Origin of the sequence: Janthinobacterium sp. PAMC25594, from assembly GCF_019443505.1 — a bacterium.
GTDB lineage: Bacteria > Pseudomonadota > Gammaproteobacteria > Burkholderiales > Burkholderiaceae_D > Janthinobacterium.
The window spans coordinates 796,971-818,669 of sequence record NZ_CP080377.1; the positions used below are offsets into that span (position 1 = coordinate 796,971).

19 protein-coding genes are annotated in these 21,699 nt (G+C 63.7%); 10 read left to right on the top strand and 9 right to left on the bottom strand.

The genetic code is table 11. The features are described from left to right. Positions 1-102 precede the first annotated feature (102 nt). Complete coding sequence (locus tag KY494_RS03570; RefSeq protein ID WP_219889933.1) at positions 103-2,184, top strand: Ig-like domain-containing protein; 2,082 nt, start codon at positions 103-105, stop codon at positions 2,182-2,184. 166 nt (positions 2,185-2,350) lie between these two features. After that, positions 2,351-3,448: a LacI family DNA-binding transcriptional regulator gene (locus tag KY494_RS03575; protein WP_219889934.1), complete on the top strand. Its 1,098-nt coding sequence runs from the start codon at positions 2,351-2,353 to the stop codon at positions 3,446-3,448. A 167-nt stretch (positions 3,449-3,615) separates the two neighbouring features. Here KY494_RS03575 and KY494_RS03580 read toward each other — a convergent pair whose 3' ends face one another. Continuing rightward, entirely contained in the window at positions 3,616-4,035 is a 420-nt protein-coding gene (locus KY494_RS03580; RefSeq protein ID WP_152253961.1) for a YidB family protein, read from the bottom strand. 262 nt (positions 4,036-4,297) lie between these two features. Between KY494_RS03580 and KY494_RS03585 the strand changes: the two genes are divergently transcribed. The 4 genes from KY494_RS03585 (at position 4,298) to KY494_RS03600 (ending at position 7,386) form a co-directional block, all read left to right on the top strand. Beyond that, positions 4,298-4,510 carry a hypothetical protein gene (locus tag KY494_RS03585; protein ID WP_076568831.1) on the top strand — a complete coding sequence of 71 codons (213 nt, stop codon included), beginning with the start codon at positions 4,298-4,300 and terminating at the stop codon, positions 4,508-4,510. A 104-nt stretch (positions 4,511-4,614) separates the two neighbouring features. Continuing rightward, positions 4,615-5,322: a hypothetical protein gene (locus KY494_RS03590; RefSeq protein WP_219889935.1), complete on the top strand. Its 708-nt coding sequence runs from the start codon at positions 4,615-4,617 to the stop codon at positions 5,320-5,322. A gap of 87 nt (positions 5,323-5,409) precedes the next feature. After that, on the top strand, positions 5,410-5,883 hold the full coding sequence (locus tag KY494_RS03595) for a DUF6328 family protein (protein WP_219135251.1): 474 nt from the start codon (positions 5,410-5,412) through the stop codon (positions 5,881-5,883). 285 nt (positions 5,884-6,168) lie between these two features. Continuing rightward, entirely contained in the window at positions 6,169-7,386 is a 1,218-nt protein-coding gene (locus tag KY494_RS03600; RefSeq protein WP_100872860.1) for an MFS transporter, read from the top strand. Between the two features lie 68 nt (positions 7,387-7,454). On the opposite strand, the gene KY494_RS03605 is transcribed toward KY494_RS03600, so the two are convergent. From KY494_RS03605 to KY494_RS03625, 5 genes are read right to left on the bottom strand one after another with little or no spacing between them, the layout of a single operon-like run. Then, positions 7,455-7,946, bottom strand: coding sequence for a hypothetical protein (locus tag KY494_RS03605; protein WP_219889936.1), 492 nt, complete (start codon positions 7,944-7,946; stop codon positions 7,455-7,457). Beyond that, entirely contained in the window at positions 7,947-8,213 is a 267-nt protein-coding gene (locus KY494_RS03610; protein WP_219889937.1) for a hypothetical protein, read from the bottom strand. After that, positions 8,176-8,685: a hypothetical protein gene (locus tag KY494_RS03615; protein ID WP_219889938.1), complete on the bottom strand. Its 510-nt coding sequence runs from the start codon at positions 8,683-8,685 to the stop codon at positions 8,176-8,178. The genes KY494_RS03610 and KY494_RS03615 overlap by 38 nt, the downstream gene beginning before the upstream one ends. A 25-nt stretch (positions 8,686-8,710) precedes the next feature. Beyond that, entirely contained in the window at positions 8,711-10,246 is a 1,536-nt protein-coding gene (locus KY494_RS03620) for an ATP-binding protein (RefSeq protein ID WP_258194637.1), read from the bottom strand. 11 nt (positions 10,247-10,257) lie between these two features. Further along, positions 10,258-11,088 (bottom strand): alpha/beta fold hydrolase, encoded by an 831-nt coding sequence (locus tag KY494_RS03625; RefSeq protein ID WP_219889940.1) that lies wholly within the window; start codon positions 11,086-11,088, stop codon positions 10,258-10,260. A 240-nt stretch (positions 11,089-11,328) separates the two neighbouring features. On the opposite strand from KY494_RS03625, the gene KY494_RS03630 reads away from it, so the two are divergent. Together KY494_RS03630 and KY494_RS03635 are read left to right on the top strand one after the other, a co-directional pair. After that, positions 11,329-12,582, top strand: coding sequence for a PepSY domain-containing protein (locus KY494_RS03630; RefSeq protein WP_219889941.1), 1,254 nt, complete (start codon positions 11,329-11,331; stop codon positions 12,580-12,582). 185 nt (positions 12,583-12,767) lie between these two features. Further along, a complete protein-coding gene (locus tag KY494_RS03635) occupies positions 12,768-15,098 on the top strand; it encodes a TonB-dependent receptor (protein ID WP_219889942.1) in 2,331 nt (776 codons plus the stop codon). A 75-nt stretch (positions 15,099-15,173) separates the two neighbouring features. Here KY494_RS03635 and KY494_RS03640 read toward each other — a convergent pair whose 3' ends face one another. Genes KY494_RS03640 through KY494_RS03650 form a run of 3 tightly spaced genes read right to left on the bottom strand, consistent with a single transcriptional unit; the run spans position 15,174 to position 20,041 of the window. Further along, positions 15,174-16,994 (bottom strand): glycoside hydrolase family 15 protein, encoded by a 1,821-nt coding sequence (locus tag KY494_RS03640; protein ID WP_219889943.1) that lies wholly within the window; start codon positions 16,992-16,994, stop codon positions 15,174-15,176. A gap of 3 nt (positions 16,995-16,997) precedes the next feature. Beyond that, the gene (gene otsB / locus KY494_RS03645; protein ID WP_219889944.1) at positions 16,998-17,762 is read right to left on the bottom strand and encodes a trehalose-phosphatase; all 765 of its coding nucleotides are present in this window, start codon (positions 17,760-17,762) and stop codon (positions 16,998-17,000) included. Further along, positions 17,762-20,041 (bottom strand): trehalose-6-phosphate synthase, encoded by a 2,280-nt coding sequence (locus tag KY494_RS03650; protein WP_258194639.1) that lies wholly within the window; start codon positions 20,039-20,041, stop codon positions 17,762-17,764. Before KY494_RS03650 ends, otsB begins: the two co-directional genes overlap by 1 nt. Positions 20,042-20,302: 261 nt before the next feature. Here KY494_RS03650 and KY494_RS03655 point away from each other — a divergent pair, with 261 nt between their 5' ends. Beyond that, positions 20,303-21,418 carry a mechanosensitive ion channel family protein gene (locus KY494_RS03655; RefSeq protein WP_219889946.1) on the top strand — a complete coding sequence of 372 codons (1,116 nt, stop codon included), beginning with the start codon at positions 20,303-20,305 and terminating at the stop codon, positions 21,416-21,418. Positions 21,419-21,426: 8 nt separating this feature from the next. Beyond that, positions 21,427-21,579, top strand: coding sequence for a hypothetical protein (locus KY494_RS03660; RefSeq protein ID WP_219135265.1), 153 nt, complete (start codon positions 21,427-21,429; stop codon positions 21,577-21,579). Positions 21,580-21,699 lie beyond the last annotated feature (120 nt).

Genomic DNA, 21,699 nt, shown 5'->3' on the forward strand with positions numbered 1-21,699 from the left:
CGGTCAACATCACAAGCTTGCTTTGCATCAAGTACTGGCCGCGCGTAAAAGCTACTCTTGGGATTGACGCCGAGCAACTCGGCCACCTCCCGGAGACCCATCGTGCCCTACGCCCCCTTGCGCCAACGTCCCCACCTGCCCGCCGCCTGGCTGGCCGCCCTTCTAGTGTCCCTGGCCGGCTGCGGCGGCGGGGGAAGTACCGATACGCAGGCTGGCGCCGGCTGCTCGCTGCACAGCACGGCTGGCTGCGGCGGCAGCCCGCCACCGCCCGTCACGCCGCCAGTCACCCCGCCCGTGACGCCCCCCGTGATTCCGCCCGTCACGCCGCCCGAGCCGGCCAGCCTGGCCAGCGCCGTCAACCTGGTGTTTTCCAGTACGGAACTGGCCTCGGCGGGCCTGGCCGGCAGTGAAGTGGCCGTCACGGCCCTCGTCAAGGATGGTGCCAACCTGGCCTTGCCAAATGCAAAGATTTCCTTTGCCGCCGATTCCGGCATCCTCGGCAGCGTCGATGCCGTGACGGACAAGAACGGCCAGGCGCGCGCCCTGCTGGGCACCGGTGGCGCCAACGGCAACCGCAGCATCACCGTGACGGCGAATGTGGGCGCGCGCAGCGGCAAGGGTACGGTGGCCGTCACGGGCAGCAGCGTGGAAGTGCTGGGGCCGGCCGCCTTGATGCTGGGCCAGGGCGCCGACCTCACCGTTACCGTGCGCGACTCGGCAAAACGGCCCGTGGCCGGCGCCGCCATCGCCTACAGCACGGGCGCCGGCAACGGCCTGCGCGTCAGGGATGGCGGCGCAGCGCTCAGCAATGCGCAGGGCCAGCTGGTGCTGCGCCTGACGGCAGGCAGCCTGGGCAAGGATGCCGTGTCCGTCAGCGCGCTGGGCGCCGCCGCCACGCAAGCGTATGCCGTGGCCGGCAGCGACCTGCGCCTGAGTCCGGCCGTGGGCCAGGACGCCAGCGGCGCGGACGTGCTGCCGGAGGTAGCGACCCTGGCATGCCAACCCATCGACGCGCGCTACGACAAGGCGGGCGTGGCGCAAACGGGCAGCGCCAGCCTGTCGACCTCGCGCGGCAGCCTGTTTGCGGACAGCGCCTGCAGCCAGGCCTTGCCCGCCAGCTTGATTTTCAACAATGGCAACTTGCCGCGCAGCTATGTGCAGTCGGCCAACGCGGGCGTGGCCACCGTCACGGCGGCCGTGGCGGGCGGCCCTTCGGCGCAGACGCGGCTGGAATTCGTCGCGCCATTGAGCCCTGCCAGCAAGCTGGCCGTGCAGGCGGAGCCGGCCGTGCTGCGCGCGAATATGGGCACTGCGGCGGCCGCAGCCGACAACGCCGGCACCAGTATCAGCACAATCAGCGCCGTGGTGCGCGATGGCGCGGCGAACAACCTGGTCAAGAACGCGCCCGTGCTGTTCAGCATCTTGAGCGACCCCAGCGGCGGCTACCTGCGGCAGGCGGGCCGTGTGCTGACGGGCAGCGACGGCCTGGCGCGCGCCGTGTATGTGGCGGGGCCGGCCGATAGCGGGCGCGACGGCGTACTGATCCAGGCCCGCATCGAGGGCGCCCCGCAAGCGGCGGCCACGGCCCTCGTGCGCCTGACGGTGGCGCGGCAAGCACTGTCGATCAAGCTGGGCACGGGCAGCCTGCTGCGCGAGTATTCGACCAGCGTGCTGCAAAAGGACTTTACCGTGTTCGTTTCCGACAGCGCAGGCAACGCCGTGTCCGGCGTTGCCATCACGGCCGCCGCCTGGCCCAGCCGCTATGCCAAGGGATATTATGTGTGGCAAGCGGACAAGCCCGAGTTCCCCGACACGGGCGTGTGGCGCCTGGCCCTGCCCCACTACAGCTGTGCCAATGAAGATGTCTTGCGCAACGGCATTTTTGACGCCGCCTATGACCGCAACGGCAATGGCGTGCTCGATCCGGGCATCCCCCTGACCGTCAGCGCCAGCGGCCTGAGCGACGCGCTGGGCATGGCCACCGTCACCGTCAGTTATCCGCGCAACCATGGCTCCTGGGTGCACGTCGCCCTGACGGTGCGCGGCACGGTCAGCGGCACGGAAGCGAGCGCCACGACGGATTTCCCATTACCCACGCTGGCCAGCGATTTCAGCGCGCGCCGCGTGGACCCGCCAGGACGCATCAGCCCCTATGGCAGCGGCCCCTGCGACAGCCCCGACTGAGGGACAAGCATACCACTTGCCATTCAATCAAATTATTTGCAACATGGATAAGAAAACAGTCTTGCCACATGGAAATATTTTCGTTATGCTCATTTTTCCCGCCCAATCCGCCACAAGCGGCCGGGCCTGCAGGAATACTTTGAGACAGATTGCTTGCCAGACCAATATGCGAAAAAAGAATACTGTAGCCTGGACACCCGGCACCACCGCCCGCCCCGTACCCGGCGCCGGACGGCGCGTGACCTCGTATGACGTGGCCCTACTGGCCGGCGTGTCGCAATCGGCCGTGTCGCGCTGCTTCAAGCCGGGCGCCAGCATCTCGCCCGCCACCCAGGCCAAGGTCATGCAGGCGGCCATCAGTCTCGACTACATCCCCAACGCGGCCGCGCGCAGCCTGATCACGCGGCGCTCGAACCTGGTGGCCGTCATCATTTCCAACTTGGCCAACCTGTACTATCCGCAAGCGCTGTCCGACCTGAGCCAGCAAATCGCCCGCCTGGGCAAGCGTCTATTATTGTTTACCCTGGAGCGCGAAGCCGATATCGGCAAGGTCTTGTGCGACGTATGGCAATACCAGGTCGATGGCGCCGTCGTGGCCGCCGGCCTGTCGGACGAGCAGATGCTTGAGTTCGGCCGGCGCGACGTGCCGCTGGTGCTGTTCAACCGCAGCCCGCGCGAGCACGCCGTGCATGCCGTGCTGTGCGACCAGGGGGAAGCGGCGCGCCTGCTCGTGTCGCGCCTGGCCGAGGCGGGTCACCGCCAGTTCGCCGTCATCGACGGCCCCGGCGACTCGGCCGTGGCGCAGGAACGCAAGGCCGGCGTGTTGGACCGCCTGTTCACGCTGGGCTTGCCCGCGCCCATCGTCGTCAGCGGCAACTACGATTACGCCAGCGGCGGACGGGGCTTGCGCAAGGTCATCGACCGCCTGGGCCGCGTGCCGGACGCCGTCATTTGCGGCAACGACATCATGGCCATCGGCTGCCTGGACACGGCGCGCCACCAGATGGGCATCCAGGTGCCGCTGCAAATGTCCGTGGCCGGCTTCGACGCGCTGGAAGCATCGGGCTGGCTCAGCTACGACATCACCACCCTGCGCCAGCCCGTGCAAAAGATGGCCACCGACGCCGTCGCCATGCTGGGAGAATTAATGGAACGGCGCGGCGGCAACACCGAACGGCGCCGCTATTGTTCGTATCTGGTGGAGGGGAGCACGGCCAGGCTGACCAGCGAACCTCAGCGTTTCGGCATGATGGCCGCAGCCTGAAAAACGCCCATGGCGTTGTTGCCTGCCCCTCGCCGTACTCGCGTACTGTCTTCGGGGCGGCGCCTAGCCCTGGGCGTTTTTCAGACGTTCATAGTTCGCACACAAAACCTTGCACATAAAAAAACCTCGCATCGTTGCGAGGTTTTAGCGTTCTGCCGCATTGAATATCAACCAAAGATTTTGCCCTTGAGCATATTCAAGCCCTGGCTGACGAGGTCATTACCTTCTGGCACTTGACCGTTCGGCGTCAGCTTGTCGATCAGCTGGGGCAGCAAGGCTGCCAGGCCGCCCGAGGCCGCGTCCGGTGCGACGCCAGCTTTTTCAGCGATCTGCGTGATGGTGTCGGCACCCAGCGCATCCTTGATCTGTTCGCCGGAAACGGGCGCATTGGCGCCGGTGCCGATCCAGCTGGCCACCTGGTCGCCCAGGCCGCTTTCCTGGAATTTCTGCAGCAGGCCCGGCAAGCCGCCATGCTGGTTGACCAGGTCCATCACGCTGGCCATCAGCCCCGATGGCGCTTCCCCATCCGCGCCCTTGTTGCCCAAAGCGCTCATCGCCTGTCCTGCAAGTTGATCTAGCAAACTCATCGTATTCTCCTGAACGCTGTCAATCAGTGCCGCGCATAGCGGCGTCCGGTTTAGTCGGCAACAATTCTCCGACATACACAACAATTATACTATGAATAATTATAATGTTACATTTACAATGTAACAGGCGAATCAAAAACAATCTCTGCCGTAGCTGCGCCCACCTCCATCATATTTAGTTCGGCACAACATGCAAGCGTAAATTGACGGTTCACAGAAACGTGTAAAATTAATTTTCCTACTTACTGAGGAGTATCAATACATGAACATCAATAAAGCGGTAGACAAAGCCTACGAGAAAAAAACGTTCAAGGAAATCGCCGATGCGCCCGTCGATGCGCTGCAAGGCGTGAGCGAAAAAGATGCGGAGTTGCTCAAGCAAGCGTTCAATATCAAGACCGTGCGCGACCTGGCAAACCTGAAATACGCGAAGTGGGCGCGCGCCATCGTCACCCTGGCCGACACGGAAGAATAGACGGGGCCATGCCGCAGGCATTCCCGTCAGCACGGCCCCCCCCCCGCCGGCGGGCTTTTTTACGCCATGGCGGCTGGCAAGCCGGTCGCCGCGCGGAGGCTTCATTGCCCACGCCGCTGACCCTGCCCGGCATCTGCTGGCCCCTACAAGCGAGCACGGGCGATCTTGCCGTCGCCACCTCCCACATCACGGGACACTTTCGCGCCGGCGCGGGCTTCGATGCCATCATCGTGTGCGATCTGTTACCCGCCGGAAAGTTTCGCAATGGCGCGTCGCGCCACTGGTGCCGCACGCACCAGTGCTACTGGGGCACGCAAGCCGACCTGGCCGACTGGCAAGCGACGCGGCAGATGCGCTGCCGCCAGCACGCCAGCCCCATGGGCTATGTGCTGTATCCGCAACTGTTCGATCCCATGCGGTTTCATGCCACCACCTTGCGCCTGGGCCCCGATGGCTTGCTGCAACTGCGCGCCCGAACCGATGACGGCGGCGCCCAGTTCCACCGCGACCTGCCGGCCCTGGCCATCGACTGCCGCGCCCTGCCCGGCCTGTTTCCGCCCGACATAGTGCAGCTGAACCTCACGCCGCCCGCCGCGCAGGCGTTCGCCGCCGCCTTGCAGGCGGGCACGCCGCTGGACTGCAGCGACTGCGCCCGCTGCGGCCATCCGCATCTGGACCTGGGCAGCTTCGCGCTGGCGCCGCACCGCCGCCACAGCTGCGGCCATTGCGGCCACGACGCCTCGCACAGCGCCACGGCCATCGTCTCGACGCCCTTGTGGCGGCTGCGCCAACGCTACCTGCACTGGTTCTGACACAATGCTTCTGAAGGTGCGCCCGCCCACAGTCGGCCTGGTCGCTTGTGCGTAGACTGCTTCCATCACCACTGCGAGGACCAGCCCATGCCACACGCGCAACACCAGGATGAAGATGGCCAGCCCGGCGACGAAGGCGACTTGTCCGACCTGCTCAGCGAATTGCGCATCCTCTTGCCGGGCGCGCAGATGCTGACAGCCTTCCTCATCATCCTGCCTTTCAACGGCGGCTTCGCGAAGATCGTGCAGGCGGAAAAAATCATCTTCCTGCTGACGTTTTTCCTGTCCATGACCAGCCTGGTACTGCTCAGCGCGCCAGCCATCCAGCACCGCGTGATGCGCCCCCTGCAAGACCGCGAACGCTTCAAGCGCGTGGCCGACCGCATCATGATGTGCGGCGCCTTTTCGCTGGCGTTGGCGTTTATTTTGGGCACCAATCTGGTGATGTCGGAAGTGTTCGGTCACATCGCGGGCATCGTCGCCTGCGGGCTGATGGGCACACTCATCATTTGCATGTGGTGGTGGCTGCCCCTGCACTTGAAGCACGCCAGGAAAATCTAGGCGGCAAGGCCCGCCGGCTCCAGCAAGGTCTCGAGGAAGATCCCCCAACAGCGGATGCATTCCGTGTTATCGTTAACAAAAAGAGCAATCGCTGGTGTGTGCAGTGCAGCAGATTTTAGCCGTCACCCAGCAGAGCTTGCCCGAATCTTTTACAATGTTGTCCCTGGGCAGTTGTTATAGCCCGAAAATACCGGCCAGCCGTCGACTCTGGTGGCGCATGGCCACTTCCGGCCCGGCCACCGCGCGCCTCTCCACCCAGTCATTCTTTACCCAACCAACAAGAACATGCACGCCTCCGTAGATCCCCTGATTCCGCGCGTCACCGCGCCTTTTGGCGCCGGCTATGCCGACCTGGCCCTGGCCATCGGCGGCCTCGCCATCGGCACGGGCGAATTCGCCTCCATGAGCATCCTGCCCGTGGTCGCCGACGACCTGGGCACGACCTTGCCGCAGATGAGCCACATGATCAGCGCCTACGCGCTGGGCGTGGTCATCGGCGCGCCATTAATCACCATCTTCCTGGCGCGCATGCCGCGCCGCCTGATGCTGATCTGTCTGATGCTGATGTTCGCTGGCGGCAACTTGCTCAGCGCCATCGCCCCCAACTATGGCTTGCTGGTGGTGGCCCGCTTCGTGGCCGGCATCCCGCATGGCGCTTACTTTGGCGTGGCAGCCCTGGTGGCGGCCGCCCTGGCCGAACCGGACAAGCGCGGCCAGGCTGTCGCCCGCGTGCTGATGGGCTTGACTGTTGCGAATATCTTCGGCGTGCCGCTGGCCACGTACATCGGCCAGACCCTGGGCTGGCGCTCGGCCTTTTTGCTGGTCGCCGCGCTGGGTTTATTGACCATGCTGATGGTGCGCATCTTCGTACCGATGGTCGCTGCCGGCGATTCCAGCCCGCGCCGCGAGCTGGGCGTGTTTCGTCGCCTGCAAGTGTGGCTGACCCTGCTGATGGTGGCCATCGGTTTCGGCGGCATGTTCGCCGTCTACACCTTCATCACGCCCACCTTGCTGGAAATCACGAAAGTGTCGCCCCTGGTCATTTCTATCTTGCTGGCCATCATCGGTGTCGGCATGACCTTGGGTAATCTGATCGGCGGCTGGCTGGCCGACCGCTCGCGCCTGTGGACGATTTTTGGCGTGCTGCTGTGGAACGTGGCCGCGCTGGCCGCGTTTACCTATACCAGCAGCAATGTCTGGTTGACGGCGATCAACCTGTTCGCCATCGGCGCCGGCATCGCCGTGGCTCCCGCCGTGCAGACGCGCCTGATGGACGTGGCCGGCGACGCGCAAACCGTGGCCGCCGCCCTCAACCATTCCGCCTTCAACATCGCCAACGCGCTGGGCGCCTGGGCCGGCGGCATCGCCATCGCCATGGGCATGGGCTTGCGCTCAACGGGCTGGGTCGGCGCCATGCTGGCCTGCGGCGGCATCGTCGTGCTCGGTATTTCCGTGCTGGTGGAAAACCGCAGCCGCAATGTGGGCGGCGCGCAGCCGGCTTGATGATTTACAGAAGCGGCGGCCAGCTCAGGTCGCCCCGCCCGGAAAATGCGGGCCATGCAAACGCGACATTACGAGATTGCGCCCAGATAGTGTTCAAAAATTGCCAGATCTGCGTGTGGTAATACAAGGCCATCGAGACTGGCAATTCGTTGTTTCAGCAATGGAATCAGAGGATGGTGGCGCAACTCGTCCAACAATTCACCCTGACATGCATCATTGACTGCCACGACCAGCGAGTCCAGCATATAAACGTCGCAATGTGCCACCAGGCGGACGCCCATATCGAAACCAAGCAGGACGCTATGGGACAGTACCGTACCGAGCGCCGAGGTGCGCAGCCAGACGTCGGCATCCTCCTCATCCAGCAGCCAGGCAGCGAGGATCCAACTATCACGATGCTTTCTGCACGCCATTTCCCCTAAAGCAAGCCCAGCACAGGACGGCTCGATACGGTCATGCCTGACCAGCTCAACGAGCGTGCCGTCTTCCACCACAGCCCACTGCGGCGTGGCGGGATACAGGAGTTGAATTTCTTCCGCCGAAGAACATTGCAAAATCATTTATGCTTTCTCCCCGGGGCGCTCCACACAGCTCGCACCAAAGCCTGCACGCCATTGGTCGTAGCCCGCTCCGGCCTTGGCCGCCTCGGCCAGCAAGCGCCCCACCCCATGAAAGCCGAACAGGCTGGCGCTGGCACGCAGCGCGGCGTCATCCACCTCATCCTCGCAGACATCGAGAAACAGCTCCGCCAGCAAGCCCTGCAACGAAGCGTAGCTGCACCATACCTCGTCAATATTTTCCAGGCGAGGTCTGTCGGCTGTATTCACGCTCGAACGCGGCCAAGCCTTCCGCCTGCGCCCACAGGCTGGCGATATAGCGGAATTCATCCTCGAACGGCTGCTCGAAATCGGGCACGTCGATCGCGTATTCGCAATTACGGCTCAACATGACCAGCCAGTCGGGATAAGCTAGCGCCGGGTACAGGCGGGTCAGGATGCCGTCGAGCGACGACACGCTTTCCCGGCCCGCCAGGTAGGCGGCGCGCAATTCGACGATGAATTTTCCCGCCAGAAACTGGTCACTGAGCCGCTGAGCACCCCGGTAGCGCTCGATGATGGTCTCGGCCAGGGGCAACACCTCGTCAATGCCCCGGGCGCTGGCCAGCAGCACGACTTCCAGGTCGTCGCCTTCCTGGTCCTGGCGCAAGCGCTCCACGGCCCAGTCCACGCAACGGTCGGCATGGCCAAAACCCATGCGCAGCTGGAAAACGGCGATTTCCAATTCTGTCAGTTGTTCCATTACCTGCCGTTCACGCATACTCTTCTCACCCGGCCCGCAACATCTTTTGCAGCACCGCATCGAGCTCATAAAAATCCACCGGCTTGGTGAGATGCAAATCAAAGCCCGCGTCGGACGCCATCTGGCGGTCCTTGTCCTGGCCCCAGCCAGTCACGGCGACCAGGATGGCATGTTGCCCGCACGGCTCGGAACGCAGCAGGCGCGCCACGTCATAGCCGTTCATGTGCGGCAGGCCGATGTCGAGCAAGATCACTTGCGGCATGAAGGTTTGCGCTACCGCAACGCCGGCCGCGCCATCGTAGGCCGTGCGCACTTCATAGCCGAGGATGTCGAGCGCCAGCGCCAGGCTTTCGGCCGCGTCGGCGCTGTCGTCGATGACCAGCACCTTGCCTTCGCGCGTACCGGCCAGCAGGCGGCGGTCCACAGGGGCGGGCGGCTGCAGCGGCACGGCGGGCAGCGGCAAACGCAGCTCGAAGGTGCTGCCCTGCCCCACGCCATCGCTGTGCGCGCTGACCGTGCCGCCATGCAATTCGGCCAGGCCGCGCACGAGGGACAGGCCGATGCCCAGGCCGCCCTGGGCCCGCGACAGGGCCGGTTCCAGCTGCGAAAACAGCTCGAAGACGGTGTCCAGGTGCTCGGGCGCGATGCCGATGCCCGAGTCGCGCACGCGAATGTGCACGTCATTTTCCGTACAGGCCACTTCCAGCCCGATGACGCCGTTGGCGGGCGTGTACTTGACGGCGTTGGTCAGCAGGTTGGCGATCATCTGCCCCAGGCGGGTGGCGTCGGCGTCGAGCCAGATGGCTTGCGGCCATTGCTCCACGTGCACCTGGTGGCCGGATTGCGCCGCCAGCTCCGCCACGCTGTGCAGCGCTGCTTCCACCACGGGCGCCAGCTCCACGCTGGCGCGGCGCAATTCCAGGCGCCCCCGCGTGATGCGCGACACTTCCGTCAAATCGTCGACCAGGTGCGTCATGTGGCCCACCTGGCGGCCCAGCACCTCGCGCGCCCAGCGCAGCTGCGGATCGTCCAGCTGCGCCAGGCGCAGCACTTCCAGCACATTGCGGATCGGCGCCAGCGGGTTGCGCAGCTCGTGCGCCAGGGTGGCGAGAAACTCGTCCTTGCGCCGGTCAGCGGCCGCCAGTTGCTCGTTGAGCTCGCCGGCCTCCTTGCGCGCCAACTGCAGCTGCTGCTCGTATTTACGCCGGTCGCTGGCGACAAAGACGGCGATCTCGTCATACCGCACGCCTTCATGCACGCGGCGCACGGCATTGAACAGCATGGGGATGGATTGCCCCTGGCGCTGGCGCATGTCGAGCAGGATTTCCGACACGCTGCCCTGCACCTGCATCAGCGGCAGCCAGTGCGTCTGGTGGAACACACGCCCGCCGATGGTCAGCAAGTCTTGCAGTTTCTTTTTTCCGAGCAATTCCCCGGCGCCATAGCCGAGCCAGCCGCAAAAGGTGGCGTTCGCCTGCACGATGGTGCCGTCGGCCGTGCACAGCAGCAAGCCGCAGGCCGCATGCTGGAACAAGGTATTGGCGTCAGGCAAGGAAGGCATGGTGTCGTGCATTACAGGTGCAAGCCGTCGAGAAAGTGACGGATGGCGCGGTAGCTGGCATCGGGCACGCTCATGTGCGGGCAATGGCCCACGTTCTCGACCACGTGCAGGCTGCTGCACGGCAGCATGGCGCGCAAATACTCGCCCACGGGCGGCGGCGCGATGAAGTCGTCACTGCATTGCACGATCAGGGCCGGTGTGCGGTTATGCGGCAAGACGGCGCGGTGGTCGGACAGGAACGTCGCTTGCGCGAAATGCCGGGCAATGGCGGGGTCGGTGCGGCAAAAGCTGCTGGCCAGCTCGTCGCCCAGCGCCGGTTGTCCGGGCGCGCCCATGATGGCCGGCGCCATGCTGGCGGACCAGCCCAGGTAATTGCTGTCCATGGCGCCCAGCAAGTCGTCGATATCGGCGCGGCTGAAGCCGCCCCGATAGCCGTCCGCCGCATCGTCGACATAGCACGGCGACGGCGCCAGCATCACTTGCGCGGCGAACAGGTCCGGCTCGGCGATGCTGGCCAGCAAGGCGCTCATGGCGCTGACGGAATGGCCCACGCAAATGACGGGGCCACCGCCGACCGCATGGATGACGTGCCGCAAATCGGCGCCATGCGCGTCCAGGCGCGCATAGCGCTCAAAATCATAGGCGTCCAGGTCGGAAGCGCCGCTGCCGACCAGGTCGAACAGCACGGTGCGGTAACGGGGACGGAACAGCGGTTCCAGGTAGCGCCACATGGTCTGGTCGCAGCCAAAGCCATGCATGAACACCACGGTGGCGGCCGCGCCGGCTTGCGGCGCGGCACTGCATTCGCTCACGCGGATATTGTTACGATCTTCTATGCGCATGCCGCTTCAGCCTTGAATATTTCTATGTGAAATGTAAATTAACTTATTGCCAGCACCATCTTAGCATGCGCGATTTGCCCGGGGCCAATACCAATGGCGCTGGACAAACGCCTGGCCACGGCGGATAATGAGAACGATTCCCATTATCAAAATACCAGGCCCGTGCCTGGCGTTCCCTGTGCGCCGCCATGGCGCCTGCTGGCGGCAACAAGCCGGTTTCATGTTGAAGGTTTGTACCGCATGCGCGCTTTCTGGACTGTCATACACCGCTGGGCCGGTCTCACCATCGCCCTCTTCCTCATCGTTGCGGGCCTCACGGGCGCCGTCACGTCGTGGGACCACGAACTCGATGAATGGCTCAACGCCGACATCATGGACACGCCGGGCCGCGGCGCCCTGCAGCAACCATTTGCGCTGGCGCAAAAGGTCGCCGCCGCCGACCCGCGCGTGGCAGTCAATTACATGACCCTGGGCCTGGAAGAAGGCCATGCGGCCGCCTTCATGGTGCGCCCCCTGACCGACCCGGCCACCAACAAGCCGTTCGCGCTCGACTACAACACCGTCTACATCGACCCCGTCACGGCGCACATCACGGGCACGCGCGATTCGACGGCCATTTCCCTGTCGCGCCGCAGCCTGATGCCGTTCTTGCGCCACCTGCACTACAGCCTGCACGTGCCCGCCTTCTGGGGCACCGACCGCTGGGGCTACTGGCTGATGGGGAGCGTAGCCCTGATCTGGCTGCTCGACAGCATGGTGGCGTTTTACCTGACCACGCCGCGGCGCCTGCGCGAACGGGCGGATGCGCCGCGCCACCGCGACGCCGCCAGCTGGTGGCAGCGGTGGAAACCGTCGTGGGTGGTGCGCTGGGCGGCCGGCGGCTACAAGCTCAATTTCGATCTGCACCGCGCGGGCGGCCTGTGGGTGTGGGCCATCATCATCGTCGTCGCGTTCACCTCGTTCTCGCTGAACCTGTACCGCGAAGTGTTTTATCCCGTCATGTCGCTCGTGTCGACCACCACGCCGGGTCCGTACGAAACGCAGACGCCGGCGCCGTATGGCACGTATATCACGCCGGTGATCGGTTTTGAACAGGCGGTGGAGATTGCGAAAAAGCAAGCCGTGCAGCGCGGCATCAGCGCGCCCATCGGCGGCATTTATTATGGCGGCAATTATTCGTTCTACAACGTCTCGTTCTTCGACCCGGCCGACGAATTCGGCGCGGCCGGCATGGGCCTGTCGAACCTGTACGTCGACGGCATGGACGGCAGCATCATCGGCCAGCACAAGCCGTGGGAAGGCACGGCCGCCGACGTCTTCGTGCAACTGCAATTCCCCCTGCACTCGGGCCGCATCCTCGGCTTGCCGGGACGCATCTTGATGTCCTGCATGGGCCTCATGGTCGCCATGCTGTCGGTGACGGGCATCGTCATCTGGGAGCGCAAACGGCGCGCGCGCCGGCTGCAGGCGACAAAGCCATTGAAATCCACCTGAAGTAGCGACGCCACAACGGCGCAGGCGGACTGGCTCGGCCTGCGCGCTTTCCATGCGCCAGCCATCAACACCCTCAAATGCAATTTGCTTGCAATAGCATTGCGCGCAGTCTATTATTGCAACTCGATTGCATTTAAGCAGTCGCCCAGCGCCAGCACCCCCATTCCGCCTTTTCAGAGAGTCCCATGCGCCATCACGTATTCGCAGCCGCCATGCTGTCCACCACCCCGCTCGCTTACGCGGCAGACGACATCACCCTGCAGACCATCAAAGTCCGCGCAGACCGGCCGTCGAGCATCGACAGCGTCGTTGTCGTTGAAAATACGCAAGCTCAGAACAGGACTCTGGGCGGCATGCTCGAGCATGTCTCGGGTGTGCAAAGCAGCGCCTTCGGGCCGAATGCCGGCGCACCGGTGATACGCAGCCTGAGCGGCAGCCGCGTGCAGATCCTCGAAGATGGCCAGTCCATCCTCGGCATGAATGCGCTCAGCGGCGACATCAATATCCCGTTCGATCCGCTGTTTGCGCGCAGCGTCAGCGTGAACAAATCGTCCGATAGCGTGCGCTTCGGCGGCAATGCCATCGGCGGCAGCGTTGACGTCGATTCCGGCCTCATTTCCAGGAAGATGGAGGACCAGCCGAAAGACCTGGAACTGGTCCTGCGCAAGGGTTTCAACGATGCCGATGCACAAGGCTTGCGCCTGAATTTCAACGATGGCAAACACTTCTCGACGAATCTGCAGATGTCCTTCCAGAAGATCGGGCATTACGCTATTGCGGGCAACAGCAAGGCCGGCGTGTGCAACAGCCAGTTGTTTCCGGCGACAGGCGGCGTCAACACCTTTCTGGCCGACAGTTGCCAGAAAGAAGCGAGAATCCAGCAGGTCTACAACAAGGCGTCGCAACCGTTTATCGACCAGTTCATGACGGAAAATCCGGACTGGGCGGACGGCGATTTTTCCTTCTACACCAATAACCCGACCTCCGTCTGGCAACGCAAGACCTACGTCAATCCGGCCAACCCCGCCTACGTGCCCGGTACGCCGTCGATGACCCAGAACAAGATCAACAAGGACGTCACCCCTGATTACCACGGCACCCTGGGCAACAGCCATGCCAGTAACAGCCACTTTGGCGTCGGCACGACCTACTTTTTCGATCGCGGCTACGTGGCCGTCAGCCTCGATACCAAGAATAGCGAGTATGGCGTGCCGGGCTTTTCCATGGAAAACAAGTCGTTCGGCGCGAATGATGACGAGGGGCTGCCCGTCGGCGTGATCATCAAGCAGGATAAATATGCGCTGGAAGCCCATCTGCGCGACCCCGTCGCGTACATTGAAAGCGCGCAATTGCGCGTGTCTCGCCTGAACAATGCGTCGGGAGAGCGCCTCGGTACTGCCAAGGCGAATGACTACCGGTTTGACACGAATCAGGCCGAGCTCCTGCTGGCGCACCGGCGTGCAGGACCATTGAGCGGCTTGCTTGGCCTCAGCCATCAAGCAAGGGATATCGCCGGCAGCGGCCCGCAGTTATACCTTCCCGATGCCAGCACGGTCAGCCGCGCGCTGTTCGTCAAGGAGAGCCTCGACGTCGACTGGGCCACTTTCGACGCGGGCTTTCGCCATGAAAAAGTGGAGCACGACATCCGCAAAAGCGGATTCAAGACGTCGAGAAATGCGAGCAACGCTAAACTCGAGGACAAGTCGTTCAGCCTGAACAGCTATAGCCTGGGGGCCTCGGCCAAGCTTGGCCAGCTTTTCGGTGCGAAGCTGCGCTATGCCTCCTCGGAAAGAGCGCCCGACGTCAATGAGTTGTATGCGAGCAACCGCCACTATTCGATCATGACCCAGGAAGAAGGCAACCAGAACCTGAAGGCCGAGCGTGCCAGGAATACCGAACTCACCGCCCTGTTCGGCAATCGCGGCTTCAACCTGTCCGCCACCGGCTACGTCATGAAATACGAGAACTATCTCTACCTTGGCCATTCTGGAGCCCAGATGGCCAATCGCCTGCCATTAAAATACTGGAAGCAGACCGATACGACGGTCAAGGGATTCGAGATCGACGCCTCCCAGGTCATTCAGCTGGGCAGCTACGGCAAGCTGAACCTCTCCGCATTTGCCGACCTGGTCAAGAACAAGGCGGACCATCCCGACAAGCTGCGCGCGCACAACGACGGGGCATACCTGCCCAACATGCCCACCAACCGCTATGGCGCAAATGTGCTGTGGGAGAACCAGGGCTGGAAGGCCAGGGTATCGAGCACCTGGTACGACAAGCAGAAGTACCTGGGCAAAAGTGTCAGCGAGGAAGTGCCGCTCGACGGCTACACCATGGTGAACTTCCAGGTGAGCCGCGCACTGCAGGTGCCGAATTCGCCGTTTACAGGCATCGATGTATTTATTAGCGGCACCAACCTGCTCGATGACGATGCCAGGCCGCACAATTCTCCACTGAAATACATCGCGCCCTTGCCGGGCCGTAGCTTCCAGGTGGGATTGAGCGCCAGGCTTTAAGGCGCGGCGACCATACGGCAAGCCCTGGCAACGCAGCCATGGTCATTGCCTCCGGCCCGCGATCCCGGCCCGCTCTTAAACAGCGCTATCCCAAGGCGCCGACAAGCGCACGGCGCAATTGATCAAGCCCACCATCGAATACGTCTGCGGAAAGTTGCCCCACATCTCGCCCGTCACGGGGTGCGTGTCTTCAGACAGCAGACCCAGGTGGTTGCGCGCCAGCAGCATGGTTTCGAAGATTTTGCGCGCCTCGTCTTTCCTGCCGATGCGCGCCAGCGCGTCGATGCGCCAGAAGGTGCAGATGTTGAAGGCGGTTTCCGGCTTGCCGAAGTCGTCGGGGGCTTCGTAGCGGCGCATGTAGGGGCCGTCGCACAGCGACGCTTCCAGCGCATCGACGGTGGCGATGAAACGGGGGTCCATGGGGTCGATGAAGTTGACTTCCGCCATCAACAGAACGGAGGCATCGAGGTCGCGCCCGCCCAGGCTTTCCGCGAAGGCCTGGCGCTCCTCGCTCCACGCTTCGCGCAATAATCTCTCGCGGATCAGCACGGCGCGGCCGTTCCAGTGATCGGCACGGTCCGGCAAGTCCAGTTTATGCGCCACCTTGGCCAGGCGGTCGCAGGCGGCCCAGCTCATCAGCATGGACGAGGTGTGGACGCGCGCCCGCGTGCGCAGCTCCCACATGCCCGCGTCCGGTTCCGCGTGCAGCCTGAAGGCCTGGTCGCCCACGGCTTCCAGTGCGGCAAACTCGGCTTTTCCCGCCCGGTGGAACAAACGGTGGTCGAGGAAGGCCTGCGCCGCACCGAGCACGATATTGCCGTAGACATCGTGCTGGAAGTGTTCCTGCGCCTGGTTGCCCACGCGCACGGGGCCATTGCCCCGGTAGCCGGGCAAGTGGTCCAGCGTCGATTCGGGTAGCTGCTCTTCCAGGCCGATGCCGTACAGGGGCTGGATGTGGCCGCCTTTCGAGCGGGCGACGATATTCGTCAGCCAGCGCAAGTATTCTTCCATCGTGCCCACTTCCGACAGGCTGTTGAGTGCGCGCACGACAAAGAAGGCGTCGCGCAGCCAGCAATAGCGGTAATCCCAGTTGCGGCTGCTGCCCGGCGCTTCCGGGATGCTGGTGGTCATGGCGGCGATGATGGCACCCGTGTCTTCATATAAAGACAGTTTCAAGGTGATGGCGGCGCGGATGACCACGTCCTGCCATTCCAGCGGCACGGCCAGGCGGCGCGTGTAGGTGCGCCAGTAATTGATGGTGTCCTTTTCGAAGATGCGCGCCGTCTCGTCGATGCCGCCGGCCAGGGTTTCATCAGGACCCAGCAGGAAGTTGGCGGTGCCGCCCAGCACGAAATACGTTTCGCTCAGCACATAGTTGAGCGACACATCGGTGTTCAGGCGCAAGGTCTGTTCCGGCCCCACGTAGCGGATGTGGTGGCTGCCCTGCGTGATTTGCGGCGCCAGGCGGCCCCAGTCGTAGCGGGGGCGCAGCCGGACGCGGATGCGCACGGCGTGGTCGAGCGGCCGGACCCGGCGGACCAGCATCAGCGGGCGGAACATGCGGTCGCGGCTGAGGAATCGGGGCGCGAAATCCGTGATTTCCACGCCACGCCCCTGCGTGTCGTACAGCCGCGTGCGCAGTACGGCCGTGTTCGGCTCATAGAACTGCTCGCTGCGCGCGAAGTTCTCGATGTCGATGGCCCACACGCTACCGTTTTCCGTGTCGTCCAGCAAGCGGTTGAAGACGGGATCGCCGTCGAATCGGGGCAGGCAGGACCAGACGACCTGCCCTGCCTGGTCGATCAGGGCGTTGAAGGCGCAATTGCCCACCACGCCGCAGTTCAGGGACGCTTGCGCGGACGGTTGGCTGGCGCGGGTGTCATAGGATGTCGTCATGGGCTACTCCTTCGATGTCGGGGATACGGAAGCGGCCAGCAAGGCGGCGCGCAAGGCGCCGGGGCTGGCCAGGCGCAGGGTGGCGGCGCTGGGGCCGCTGCCCACTTTCACGCCCTGCCCGCCTGCTTGTTGTACAAAGGCAAAGCCTGCCTCGTCGGTGGTGTCGTCGCCCGCGAACACGGGCCGGCGACCGGCAAACGGGGTTTCGCGCAGGAAGGCGGCGATGGCGCCACCCTTGTCGGTGGCGGCCGATTTGGCTTCCAGGACCATTTTGCCATGCAACAGCAACACCCCCGGGCACGCTTGCACGGCTGCCGTCATTTCTTGCAGACATAGCGGCTCCAATTCGGGCGCCAGGCGGTAATGCAAGGCCACGGCGCCCCGCTTCTGTTCCACCAGCAAACCGGGGTGGACTGCGGCTAGCGCCCGCGCGCGCGCCAGCACGGGCGCCACATCGGGCGTGGCCGCCAGGTGCAGCACGCCATCGGCGCCGCGCCGCTCCACGCCATGCACGCCGGCAACAGGCAAGACCAGGGGCGCCAGCATGGCGTCGATCTGCGCCACGGGACGCCCGGAAATGAGGGCCAGCGCGCCGCCATGGCGCTCGGCCAGCAGCGCCAGCGCTTCAATAACACCGGGCACCACATGCACGCCGTCGGGCGTGGGCGCCAGGTCGACCAGGGTGCCGTCGAAGTCGAGGAAGACGGCTGTTCCGGGCGCACTCAACAGTTGCAACAGGGCCGCGCTATCGTCAGGGATATCGGCCATCACATCATCCCCTTGCGCCGCTTGATGCGGCTGTGGGCGTCGATCTTGGTCATGACCTTGTCGCGCTGGCGCAAGCGGGCCGCGTCCAGCAGCATGCGCCCGGCCCAGCGGTAGACATTGAAATGTTTCACGCGGGCCCGCATGCTTTTCATGCGCTCGCGCTGCTCCACGGGCGGCATCACGAGGCCACGGTACAGGGCGTCGGCGCCCTGCTCGATGTGATACGGATTGATGATCAGCGCTTCATGCAATTCGCGCGCCGCGCCGGTAAATTGGCTCAGCACCAGCACGCCCAGCTCGTCGTCGCGCGCGGCGATGAATTCCTTGGCCACCAGATTCATGCCGTCATGCAAGCTCGTCACCATGCACACCTCCGAGGCGCGGAAATAGCGCTGCAGATCGTCCTGGCCATGGTGCTCGGCCTTCAGCAGGATGGGCACGTAGTCGCCGCTGCCGAAGCGGCGGTTGATGCGCTCGACCATCTTGCGCACCCTGGCGTCGAAACTTTGATATTCATCAAGCGAAGCGCGGCTGGGGGCGGCGATCTGCACGAAGGTAAAATTGCCGACCATGCCAGGCTGCTGCTCCAGCATGCGCTCGACGGCCTGGAAGCGCTCGACGATGCCTTTCGTGTAGTCGAGGCGGTCCACGCCGATGCCCAGCAAGTGATCTGGCGCCACGCCCAATTCGGCGCGGATTTGCGCGCGGCAGGTGGCCACGTCGGGCTGTTCGGGATTATCCTCGGGCCAGGCAATCGAGATCGGGTAATCCTCGACCTGCGTCATCTCGCCGCCATACGAAATCGTGGAAGCCTCGGGCTCGATGCGGGTTTCCAGGTAGCGGTCCACCGTTTCGAGGAAATTCTTGCGGTGGAACGGCGTGTGGAAACCGAGGATCGTGCTGCCCAGCAAGCCGTCGAGGATTTCCTCGCGCCAAGGGCAAATGCCGAACGATTCCGAGTTCGGCCAGGGGATATGCCAGAAAGTAATAATGGTCGCCTTCGGCAAGGCTTCGCGCACCATGCGCGGCAGCAAGGCAAAGTGGTAATCCTGCACCAGCACGACGGGGTTGTCCGTCTTCGCCTCGGCGATCACGGCGTCGGCGAAGCGGCGGTTGACCTTCACATACTGCTCCCAGTCGGACGAGCGGAACACGGGGCGCACGTGGGCGATATGGCACAGCGGCCACATGCCTTCATTGGCAAAACCATAATAGTAGCCCTGCTCTTCCTCTTCCGTCAGCCACACGCGGCGCAAGGTGTAGCTGGGATTGTCGGGCGGCACGGGCACGTGGTCGAATTTATCCACCGTCTCGCGGTCGGCGGAACCGGCGCCATGCGCGATCCACGTGCCGGAACAGGCGCGCATCACGGCTTCCACGGCCGTCACCAGGCCGCTGGCCGGACGCTGCACGCGGATTTCGCCGCTGCCGTCATCGGCTTTCGTGTGGATATACGGTTCGCGGTTCGACACGACGAGTACCTGGTCGCCCTGCAAGTCCGCTTCCAGCAGCGCGCGCAGTTTGTCCGGCGTCCAGTCGGATGACCAGCCGTTGTCGCCCTGCCGTTCCAGGTGGTATTCCTGCAGCAATTCGCGCAAGTCGCCGATCAGCGGCTGCATTTCCGGCGGCGGCGCGGATGCGGCGGCGGGCGCCGTGGCGGCGGCCACTGCGCCATTGCTTTTCGGCAGCAACTCGCCCCGTAAAATATCCTTCACGGCCGACAGCCAGCCGCGCCAGCTCAGGTGGGCGACGAACACGGTCATCAGGGAAATCAGCACGGCCAGCACGGCCAGGAAGGAAAAAATGAAGCGCTTGGTATCGGTATTGCGGCGCTCGACAAAGCTCATGTCCTGCACCAGCACCAGGCGTCCCAGCTGGGACGCGTCCTGCATGACGGGCGTTTCGCTCAGGTGGACTTGCCCTTGCGGCAGTTGCGCCAGGGATTTGTACAGACCGCCCGTGGGAGGCGTGCTCCAGCAGCCGATGGAGGCCGGGTATTGCGCGGATTGGTACAGCAAGTGGCCCGCATTGTCGCAAAAGCCGATGGCGATCAGGCGTTCGTCGCGCGTGGCGCCCTGGAACAGTTCGCCGATCCGCGTGGCGTCTTGCGCGGGCAGGTATTCGGTGAGCGAGGGGCGGAGAGTTCCAGCGAGCAATTCCGCCCGGCTGTCGAGGTCGCGCACATACCAGCGCAAGGTAATATTATCGAGCAGGGGTACCACGATATAAGCAAACAATCCCAGCACCAGGGCCAGTGGCAGGATGAAGCGCAAGGACATTCGGAGTGATCGTATTATCATCGTTTTCCTTTGCAGACATAAACAACCATTGCAAGTATGGCTATATTTCCAATAAGGCGGCGCGCGTTTGCTTTCCATATTGAAACGTCAACGTGGCATGGCGCAGCGCAGCAATTTCTACCAGTATCCGCCTTGATGCAAGTCTTATCCGTACGGCAACGCACGCCCCCGCGACGTCATCTGCCCGTAAAATAGCCGCTTCCGACATCCATTTCACTTATCAATAAGGAGTTTTCGCCTATGGATCTCAGCACGTTTCACTCGCTGATGGGAGGCCCGCTGCGCTCGGCGCTGACCGTGCTCGTTTCCGCCCTGCTCGTCACCCTGGTCGCCATCCTCGTGCACCGGGCCGGCATCGGCTTGCTGAAAAAACTCGCCAATGGCCACGCGCTTGCCAGCAACGTCGCGCGCGTGGCCTTCCGCGCCAGCCAGCTGTGCATGATCGTCTTCGGCCTGCGCATGGTGCTGGCCAGCGCGCCCGACGACACGCCGGGCCTGGTCGCCATATCGCACGTCACCAGCGTGGCGCTGATCATCGCGCTGACCTGGCTGGCCATGCAATGCATCGAGTCGCTCAGCATCACGATTTCCCAGATCAATCCCGTCGACGCGGCCGACAACCTGCGCGCGCGCCGCCGGATCACCCAGGCCCGCGTGCTGACGCGCAGCGCGCATGCCATCGTGGTCCTGCTGGGCCTGTCCTTCGTGCTGCTGACCTTGCCCGGCGCGCGGCAGATCGGCGCCAGCCTGCTGGCTTCGGCCGGCGTGGCGGGCCTGGTGGCCGGTATCGCCGCCCGCCCCGTACTCGGCAATTTCATTGCAGGGCTGCAAATTGCGTTTTCTCAACCCATCCGCATCGACGACGTGCTGATCGTCAATGGCGAATGGGGCACGGTCGAGGAAATCAAGGGCACCTACGTGGTCGTGCGCGTGTGGGATGAACGCCGGCTGATCGTGCCGCTGCAGTGGTTCATCGAAAATCCGTTCGAAAACTGGACGCATACCTCCTCGGACATCCTGGGCACGGTGTTCCTGTGGCTCGATTTCAGCGTCCCGATCGAGCCGCTGCGCGCGGAACTGACGCGCATCTGCGAAGGGGCCAAGCAATGGGATGGCCGGGTCTGCACCGTGCAGGCGACGGATTCGAACGAGCGGGCCGTGCGCGTGCGCTTCCTCATCAGCGCGGTGGATTCAGGCACGGCGTTTGAATTGCGCTGCCTCGTGCGCGAGCAGATGCTGGCCTTTATCACGAGCAATTATCCGCACAGCCTGCCCCGCTTGCGCTCCACCCACGACCCCATCGAGGTGCATGGCATGCAGGCGCAGAACGATACGGTGCAGTTGTACAAGGCGTAAAAAAGAGCGTGGCGCTGTTCCTGCGGCTGGTGGCGCGCCCGGCTTGCTTGCCACGGACACCAGCGTGCGTGCGCGGCATCGGTTCGCTGTATTACCTCAGCTATGCCATCGCGCACGGACTGACCGTCAAACCGCTGCTGGAACGCTACTGGCGCAAATAACTGCTGCAAATAGGCGCCGGCCGCCCTCCTTTGTCATTGCTGCAGAGCAATGATTTGTCAATCGCCGCTATGGCGGGCGGAAATATTGTTAAGATAATTAAAAATGGCAAAAGAAAGAAT

Excerpts from the sequence above, each read along its gene's own strand:
- KY494_RS03605 (WP_219889936.1), bottom strand. The coding sequence starts at position 7,946 with ATGATTTTGCAATGTTCTTCGGCGGAAGAAATTCAACTCCTGTATCCC.
- KY494_RS03615 (WP_219889938.1), bottom strand. The coding sequence starts at position 8,685 with ATGGAACAACTGACAGAATTGGAAATCGCCGTTTTCCAGCTGCGCATG.
- KY494_RS03650 (WP_258194639.1), bottom strand. The coding sequence starts at position 20,041 with ATGTCCTTGCGCTTCATCCTGCCACTGGCCCTGGTGCTGGGATTGTTT.
- KY494_RS03595 (WP_219135251.1), top strand. The coding sequence starts at position 5,410 with ATGCCACACGCGCAACACCAGGATGAAGATGGCCAGCCCGGCGACGAA.
- KY494_RS03655 (WP_219889946.1), top strand. The coding sequence starts at position 20,303 with ATGGATCTCAGCACGTTTCACTCGCTGATGGGAGGCCCGCTGCGCTCG.
- KY494_RS03630 (WP_219889941.1), top strand. The coding sequence starts at position 11,329 with ATGCGCGCTTTCTGGACTGTCATACACCGCTGGGCCGGTCTCACCATC.
- KY494_RS03575 (WP_219889934.1), top strand. The coding sequence starts at position 2,351 with ATGCGAAAAAAGAATACTGTAGCCTGGACACCCGGCACCACCGCCCGC.
- KY494_RS03600 (WP_100872860.1), top strand. The coding sequence starts at position 6,169 with ATGCACGCCTCCGTAGATCCCCTGATTCCGCGCGTCACCGCGCCTTTT.
- otsB (WP_219889944.1), bottom strand. The coding sequence starts at position 17,762 with ATGGCCGATATCCCTGACGATAGCGCGGCCCTGTTGCAACTGTTGAGT.
- KY494_RS03580 (WP_152253961.1), bottom strand. The coding sequence starts at position 4,035 with ATGAGTTTGCTAGATCAACTTGCAGGACAGGCGATGAGCGCTTTGGGC.
- KY494_RS03620 (WP_258194637.1), bottom strand. The coding sequence starts at position 10,246 with ATGCCTTCCTTGCCTGACGCCAATACCTTGTTCCAGCATGCGGCCTGC.
- KY494_RS03640 (WP_219889943.1), bottom strand. The coding sequence starts at position 16,994 with ATGACGACATCCTATGACACCCGCGCCAGCCAACCGTCCGCGCAAGCG.
- KY494_RS03635 (WP_219889942.1), top strand. The coding sequence starts at position 12,768 with ATGCGCCATCACGTATTCGCAGCCGCCATGCTGTCCACCACCCCGCTC.
- KY494_RS03585 (WP_076568831.1), top strand. The coding sequence starts at position 4,298 with ATGAACATCAATAAAGCGGTAGACAAAGCCTACGAGAAAAAAACGTTC.
- KY494_RS03625 (WP_219889940.1), bottom strand. The coding sequence starts at position 11,088 with ATGCGCATAGAAGATCGTAACAATATCCGCGTGAGCGAATGCAGTGCC.